At 53.7% G+C, this 6,643-nt stretch carries 9 protein-coding genes; all 9 read left to right on the top strand.

Going from position 1 to position 6,643, the window contains the following annotated elements:
* The coding region (rpmD, locus tag ACILP4_RS05055; RefSeq protein WP_395619660.1) for a 50S ribosomal protein L30 at nucleotides 1-129 on the top strand (129 nt) is incomplete at its 5' end.
* A gap of 39 nt (nucleotides 130-168) precedes the next feature.
* On the top strand, nucleotides 169-705 hold the full coding sequence (gene rplO / locus ACILP4_RS05050) for a 50S ribosomal protein L15 (RefSeq protein WP_395619656.1): 537 nt from the start codon (nucleotides 169-171) through the stop codon (nucleotides 703-705).
* A 172-nt stretch (nucleotides 706-877) separates the two neighbouring features.
* The gene (gene secY, locus ACILP4_RS05045) at nucleotides 878-2,254 is read left to right on the top strand and encodes a preprotein translocase subunit SecY (protein ID WP_395619655.1); all 1,377 of its coding nucleotides are present in this window, start codon (nucleotides 878-880) and stop codon (nucleotides 2,252-2,254) included.
* A 36-nt stretch (nucleotides 2,255-2,290) separates the two neighbouring features.
* On the top strand, nucleotides 2,291-2,935 hold the full coding sequence (locus ACILP4_RS05040; protein ID WP_395619654.1) for an adenylate kinase: 645 nt from the start codon (nucleotides 2,291-2,293) through the stop codon (nucleotides 2,933-2,935).
* A gap of 118 nt (nucleotides 2,936-3,053) precedes the next feature.
* A complete protein-coding gene (locus ACILP4_RS05035; protein WP_395619653.1) occupies nucleotides 3,054-3,746 on the top strand; it encodes a hypothetical protein in 693 nt (230 codons plus the stop codon).
* A 292-nt stretch (nucleotides 3,747-4,038) separates the two neighbouring features.
* Complete coding sequence (gene rpsM, locus ACILP4_RS05030) at nucleotides 4,039-4,407, top strand: 30S ribosomal protein S13 (protein WP_125229603.1); 369 nt, start codon at nucleotides 4,039-4,041, stop codon at nucleotides 4,405-4,407.
* 57 nt (nucleotides 4,408-4,464) lie between these two features.
* Nucleotides 4,465-4,854: a 30S ribosomal protein S11 gene (rpsK, locus tag ACILP4_RS05025; protein ID WP_125229604.1), complete on the top strand. Its 390-nt coding sequence runs from the start codon at nucleotides 4,465-4,467 to the stop codon at nucleotides 4,852-4,854.
* A 100-nt stretch (nucleotides 4,855-4,954) separates the two neighbouring features.
* The gene (locus tag ACILP4_RS05020; protein WP_125229605.1) at nucleotides 4,955-6,016 is read left to right on the top strand and encodes a DNA-directed RNA polymerase subunit alpha; all 1,062 of its coding nucleotides are present in this window, start codon (nucleotides 4,955-4,957) and stop codon (nucleotides 6,014-6,016) included.
* A gap of 113 nt (nucleotides 6,017-6,129) precedes the next feature.
* Nucleotides 6,130-6,543, top strand: coding sequence for a 50S ribosomal protein L17 (gene rplQ / locus ACILP4_RS05015; RefSeq protein WP_295489956.1), 414 nt, complete (start codon nucleotides 6,130-6,132; stop codon nucleotides 6,541-6,543).
* Nucleotides 6,544-6,643 lie beyond the last annotated feature (100 nt).

The following is a 6,643-nucleotide window of genomic DNA, read 5'->3' as shown; positions in this document are numbered from 1 at the left end:
GCTTCGCAGCGCGCAACTTTGAAAGGCCTTGGCCTTGACAAGATGAACCGCGTTGTCGAAATCGAAGACACTGCCGAAGTGCGCGGAATGATCCGCACAGTTCGTCACATGGTCCAAATTCAGGACTAATCACATTAGCGCGAATTAAAGCGAAAGCGAGTGCACGACATGAAATTGAATGACATTAAAGATAACGAAGGCGCCCGCCATCGCCGTATGCGCGTTGGCCGTGGTATTGGTTCGGGCAAGGGTAAGACCTCGGGTCGCGGCCAAAAGGGTCAGACCAGCCGTTCGGGTGTTTCGATCAACGGATTTGAAGGCGGCCAGATGCCACTTCACATGCGTATTCCAAAGCGCGGCTTTAACAATATCTTCGCCAAGGACCATGCCGAAGTAAATCTTGGCATGATTCAGAAGTTCATCGACGCCAAGAAAATCGACATCAAGGCCGTTGTTGACCATGCTGCATTGAAGGCCGCGGGCCTAGCACGTGGCGGCAAAGATGGCGTTCGTTTGCTCGCAAAGGGTCAACTGACTGCGAGGGTCAACTTCTCGGTCGCAGGTGCTTCAAAGGCAGCGATTGAAGCTGTTGAAAAGGCAGGCGGCAAGGTTGAGGTATTGACCAAGGTTTCGGCTTCGGAAAAGGCGGCTGCAAAGAAATCTTCCGTCAAAAACGTTGCTAAAGAAGCCGCGGCTAAGAAATAAGACTGAGGCGACGACTTCGCTCTTGTCATGCCAGCCCCGCTTCCCGATATGGGCTGGCGGGGTTTGACATTTCTGGGGGTCGTCCGGATACAGTCAGACGTAATTTTTGGGATTAAGCCGATACGCACGCAAATTGCGCTCGGCGTTAATCCGGAACCAAGGAACGAATATCATGGCATCTAGGGCCGACCAAATGGCCTCGAACCTCAATCTATCGAAGTTCGGGCAGGCAACAGAGCTTAAGAACCGCATTTGGTTTACCATAGGCGCGCTCATCATATTCCGTTTATTGAGTTTCGTGCCATTGCCTGGCGTCGATCCTGTCGCGCAAGCCGCTTTATATGCCAATAATGCCGCTGGCGGCGTTCTCGATATTTTCAACACCTTCTCGGGCGGCAGCCTTGAGCGTATGAGCCTCATCGCGCTGGGCGTTATGCCGTATATCACCGCCTCGATTGTGGTGCAGCTTGCGGCATCACTGTCGCCCACGCTTGCCGCGATCAAGAAAGAGGGCGAGAGCGGGCGCAAGAAGCTCAACCAATATACGCGTTATGGTACAGTGTTCCTGACCGCGGTGCAGGGCTATTTCCTTGCCGCCGGCCTCGAAAGCCTTGCGGCTGCCAATGGCATTGGCGCTGTGGTCGAGCCGGGCCTGATGTTCCGTATCGTCGCAACCATCAGTCTTATTGGTGGCACCATGTTCTTGATGTGGCTGGGTGAACAAATCACGTCGCGGGGAATCGGTAACGGTATTTCGTTGATCATCATGGCAGGCATCGTCGCGCAAATGCCGCGTTTGTTCGCGCAATTGTTAGAGGGCGGCCGTACGGGATCGATCAGCGGTTTCGTCATTGTAGGTTTCATCGCGATGTTCATCAGCCTCACGCTGCTGATCTGCTTTATGGAGCGTGGCCAGCGCCGGGTGCTTATTCAATACCCCAAGCGCGCAACGCAGCGCGGGATGATGCAGGCGGACCGCAGTCACCTTCCTTTGAAAATCAATACCGCCGGGGTTATCCCACCTATTTTCGCTTCGTCGCTGTTGCTTTTGCCGATCACGATCACACAATTGGGTGGTAATACGGTTGCGGGCGAAAGCGCCATGGGTGACTTCGTGATTTCGCTGAACCAATATCTTGCCCATGGGCAGCCAGTATATTTGGCGCTCTACGGCCTTGGTATTGTCTTCTTCTGCTTTTTCTACACTGCGGTCGTGTTCAATCCGGAAGAGACGTCGGAGAACCTGAAAAAGGCCGGCGGCTTCATCCCCGGCATTCGCCCTGGTAAAAACACCGAATCCTATCTGGATTATGTGCTCACGCGGATCACGGTGCTTGGTGCCGCATATCTGACATTGGTTTGCTTGCTGCCGGATTATGTGATGGCACAGACAGGGCAGCAGCAATTTTTTGCCATTGGTGGAACCAGCCTGCTTATTCTAGTGAATGTCACGATCGACACGATCTCTCAGATCCAGAGCCATTTGCTCGCGCATCAATATGGCGACCTGCTGAAAAAGGCCAAGCTGAAGGGTGGACGCACCCGCTAAACGGTGCGACATCGAAACGAATCGGGGACACGTTTCATGAATATCATCCTTTTGGGGCCTCCGGGCGCTGGTAAGGGCACACAGGCTGCCTTTCTTGTCGAGAAATATGGCATGGTCCAATTGTCGACGGGGGACATCCTGCGTGCGGCGGTCAAGGCTGGTTCGGATGTCGGCAAAATGGCGGATGACATCATGAAGGCCGGGAAACTGTTTCCTGACGAGTTGATGGCGGAAATTCTTGGCGAACATATGGACGCCATTCCCGCCGACAAGGGCCTCATTTTCGACGGATACCCGCGCACTGCACCGCAAGTTGCGTTGTTGGATGGATTGCTCTCCGCGCGTCACCGAACACTTGATCATGTCATTGAGCTGGTTGTCGATGAAGAGGCGTTGGTTGCGCGCGTGGTTGGCCGCTACACCTGCGCGAATTGTGGCGACGGCTATCATGACGTTTTCAAGCAACCAGTCGTTGGGGGCGCCTGCGATAAATGCGGTGCGCATGAATTCAAGCGCCGTCCAGATGATAATGAGGAAACAGTGCGGACCCGCATGGCGGAGTATCGCGCAAAGACCGAGCCGATTTTGCCTTTGTACGATGCACGCGGCCTCGTCAGCCGGGTTGATGGCATGGCTTCGATTGAGGACGTGACCGACGCCATTACCGCTATTGTCGGCTGACCCCGTCACCCTTGCGTAAGCAGGGTCCTTGGCCATTCATGTACGATAGTATTAATGGCCAATTCTGCCCAAATGAACGGCGCTTTTATTTCCCTTGAATCGGGGCTAGGCTTTTCACATGAAAAGTAACCTTTTTACTGCCGGACTACTCGCCGCAATATCATCTCCTGCCTTTGCTGAAGTCAAATCTGCGTCCGATACGGGCTTCAACTCGGTTCATATTGCGACCGTTGATGCGACGCCTGAAGATATTTGGAAACGCCTGCTGACGCCAAAGGATTATTGGAACAAGGCACACAGCTGGTCGGGCTCAAGCGCAGGTTTTTATATCGACGCGCAGGCTAATGGTTGTTTTTGCGAACTGTTTCAGGAGGCTGATGTAAATGGCAATCTGAAGACCGTCGGTAGCGTTGAGCATATGCGGGTTATATTTGCGCAGCCGGGCAAAGTATTGCGTATGCAAGGTGCACTTGGTCCGCTCCAGTCGGAAGCTGTTACTGGCACGCTTACCGTTGCCATGGAGCCTGCTAAGGACAATGCAGGCACGCGGGTCAGCTTCTCTTATGTAGTGGGTGGTTACATGCGCTACAAAGTATCGGAAATTGCACCTGCCGTAGATAAGGTGCTGGGTGAGCAATTTAAAAGCATGTTGTCGCCTTATGCGCCCGCAGGGACGGAGCCACCCAAGGTGGATAGCTTCAAGCTCGATATTGAGACGATTGAGGAAGCAGTCTCGGACGAAGCGTCTGAGGTCAGTACTGCGAATCCCGATGAAGATGCCTCCGTCAGTGAGCCGCCCCGAACGTTATGAAGCACCTGTTGTTGATCGCCGCAACGTGCGGTCATCCAACCGCGAACGGCAAGATCATCGCGTTCATTGAAGAAAATGCCAGTCATGGCAAAACCAAGACCAAAGGCAAGGGATAGCGCGCCTCTGGCCTTGACAGTTGACGCGACTCACCGTAAGGCTCGGCTAATTCCGAACATCTGGTGCAGCCAGCAGCGCGTTTATGCGTCCGCTGGTTTTGTGCGTTTCGGGATATCATCAGCGTTGAGATAGGGTTTGTCCTCTCGGGGGCACCTGTGGAGCAGGAGTAAATAAATTGGCACGTATTGCCGGAGTTAACATTCCAACCAACAAGCGCGTGATCATTGCGCTTACCTACATTCACGGTATCGGCCGCACTAAAGCCGTCGAAATCGCGACTAAGCTGGGAATTGATCATAGCCGTCGTGTGCAGGACCTTTCGGATGCCGAAGTTCTGCAAATCCGCGAAACCATCGATGCGGGCTACACCGTAGAGGGCGATCTTCGCCGTAACACATCGATGAACATCAAGCGTTTGATGGATCTCGCCTGCTACCGTGGCCTTCGCCATCGTAAGGGCCTTCCCGTCCGTGGTCAGCGCACGCATACCAATGCGCGCACCCGCAAGGGCAAGTCCAAGGCAATCGCGGGCAAGAAGAAGTAATTACTGGCCTAGGCCTAATTATTTTTTCTTCGCATTTTCGAATAGGATACACACTATATGGCACGCGAACCACAGCGCATTAAAAAGCGGGAACGCAAAAATATCTCGGCAGGCGTCGCGCACGTCAATGCCAGCTTTAACAACACCATGATCACGATCACCGATGCCCAAGGCAACGCGATCAGCTGGTCTTCAGCAGGAACCATGGGGTTCAAGGGTAGCCGTAAATCGACCCCTTATGCAGCCCAGGTTGCCGCAGAAGACGCCGGCAAGAAAGCTGCTGAACATGGCGTTCGCACATTGGAAGTCGAAGTTAAGGGCCCGGGTTCGGGTCGTGAATCGGCGTTACGCGCATTGCAGGCGGTGGGTTTCACCATCACCTCGATCCGTGACGTGACCTCGATCCCGCATAACGGCGTGCGTCCTTCCAAGCGTCGGCGCGTCTAAGCATTCGTTTCAGGGGCGGCTGTTCAGTCGTTCCTTCTTTTACCCGCGATCCGGCTCGGTGCACCAAATTGCCGGTTTTGCAAAACCCAAGGGGAAATCCATGTCCGTCAATATCAAGAACTGGCAGGAACTGAAAAAGCCCAACGCGCTTGAACTCAAGTCAGGTAGCGATGCGAAGCGTAAGGCCGTTTTTGTTGCTGAGCCGCTTGAGCGTGGCTTTGGCTTGACGCTCGGCAACGCGCTGCGTCGCGTATTGCTCTCGTCGTTGCAGGGCGCAGCAATTACTTCGATCAAGATCGAGAACGTGTTGCACGAATTCTCGTCGCTTGCTGGCGTACGTGAAGATGTCACGGACATCGTTTTGAATATCAAACAGGTTGCGTTGAAGATGGAAGGCGAAGGCCCCAAGCGTCTTCAGCTCTCGGCCACTGGCCCTGGCGCTGTAACCGCTGGCGACATAGCTGTGTCTGGCGACATCCAAGTGATGAACCCTGACCTCGTCATCTGTCATCTAGATGATGGTGCAACGTTGAACATGGAAATCACTGCCGACAGCGGCAAGGGTTATGTGCCTGCAGTCGCCAACCGTCCTGCAGATGCTCCCATCGGATTAATTCCGGTCGACAGCCTGTATTCACCTGTGCGCCAAGTTGCGTATAAGGTCGATAACGCCCGCATCGGTCAAGAGCTGGACTATGACAAATTGTCGTTGACCATCGAAACCGATGGTACCGTAACTCCAGAAGACGCCGTGGCCTATGCTGCCCGTATTCTTCAGGACCAGTTGCAAGTGTTCGTCCACTTTGAAGATTCGATGGCCGCATCGTCGCCAATGGTCGGCATGTCCGCGCCGTCGGCTTCTTCCGAAGAATCGGATGCAAACCAGCTTAACCGTTATCTTCTCAAGAAGGTGGATGAGTTGGAACTGTCGGTCCGCAGTGCAAACTGCCTCAAGAACGACAACATCATCTACATTGGTGACCTCGTTCAAAAGAGCGAAGCCGAAATGTTGCGTACACCTAATTTCGGTCGCAAGTCGCTGAACGAAATCAAGGAAGTATTGTCGTCTATGGGCCTCCGTTTGGGTATGGACATTCCCGGATGGCCGCCAGAAAACATCGAGGAAATGGCCAAGAAGCTCGAACAAGAGCTGCTCGGTTAAAAAATATTTGGGCCAAGGCAGTGCTTTGGCCCAACATACAGGGAAATGGCCGCCCTTAAATGGCCAGGATCGGGGTACCTGATACGGCCCCCCTACGAACGAAGGAATGAAATATGCGCCATAAAGTTGGCCACCGTAAGCTGCAGCGTACCACGTCGCACCGCACCGCGATGCTTCGCAACATGGCAGCGTCGCTAATCAAGCACGAACAAATTAAGACAACTTTGCCAAAGGCGAAGGAACTGCGTCCTTATATCGAAAAGCTTATTACGCTTGCGAAAAAGGGTGGCCTGTCCAACCGTCGCCTCGCGATGAGCCGTTTGATGGACGATACGCAATTGGTGAAATTGTTTGACGAGCTGGCGACACGTTATGCTGATCGCAGCGGTGGTTATAGCCGTGTGATCAAGGCTGGCTTCCGTGGTTCGGACGCTGCGCCAATGGGCGTCATCGAACTGGTTGACCGCAATGTCGATGCCAAGGGTCAAGACAGCGGTCCCGTAGAAGTGCTGGACGACAGCGAGTAAACGCGTCTTACCATAGAATTTCAAAAGGGCGGTATCCGAGAGGATGCCGCCCTTTTTCTTTGGTTTAGGCTCTAGCTGCGACCTTACGATTGTGACATGC

It is taken from the genome of Sphingorhabdus sp. (assembly GCF_044239045.1).
GTDB lineage: Bacteria > Pseudomonadota > Alphaproteobacteria > Sphingomonadales > Sphingomonadaceae > Sphingorhabdus_B.
The sequence above is the reverse complement of the archived record's forward strand: the minus strand, read 5'-3'. Positions and strand labels throughout refer to the sequence as shown.

What these genes read in the sequence shown, in the direction of transcription:
- ACILP4_RS05020 (WP_125229605.1), top strand. Translation starts at nt 4,955, where the DNA reads ATGTCCGTCAATATCAAGAACTGGCAGGAACTGAAAAAGCCCAACGCG.
- rpsK (WP_125229604.1), top strand. Translation starts at nt 4,465, where the DNA reads ATGGCACGCGAACCACAGCGCATTAAAAAGCGGGAACGCAAAAATATC.
- secY (WP_395619655.1), top strand. Translation starts at nt 878, where the DNA reads ATGGCATCTAGGGCCGACCAAATGGCCTCGAACCTCAATCTATCGAAG.
- ACILP4_RS05035 (WP_395619653.1), top strand. Translation starts at nt 3,054, where the DNA reads ATGAAAAGTAACCTTTTTACTGCCGGACTACTCGCCGCAATATCATCT.
- ACILP4_RS05040 (WP_395619654.1), top strand. Translation starts at nt 2,291, where the DNA reads ATGAATATCATCCTTTTGGGGCCTCCGGGCGCTGGTAAGGGCACACAG.
- rplQ (WP_295489956.1), top strand. Translation starts at nt 6,130, where the DNA reads ATGCGCCATAAAGTTGGCCACCGTAAGCTGCAGCGTACCACGTCGCAC.
- rplO (WP_395619656.1), top strand. Translation starts at nt 169, where the DNA reads ATGAAATTGAATGACATTAAAGATAACGAAGGCGCCCGCCATCGCCGT.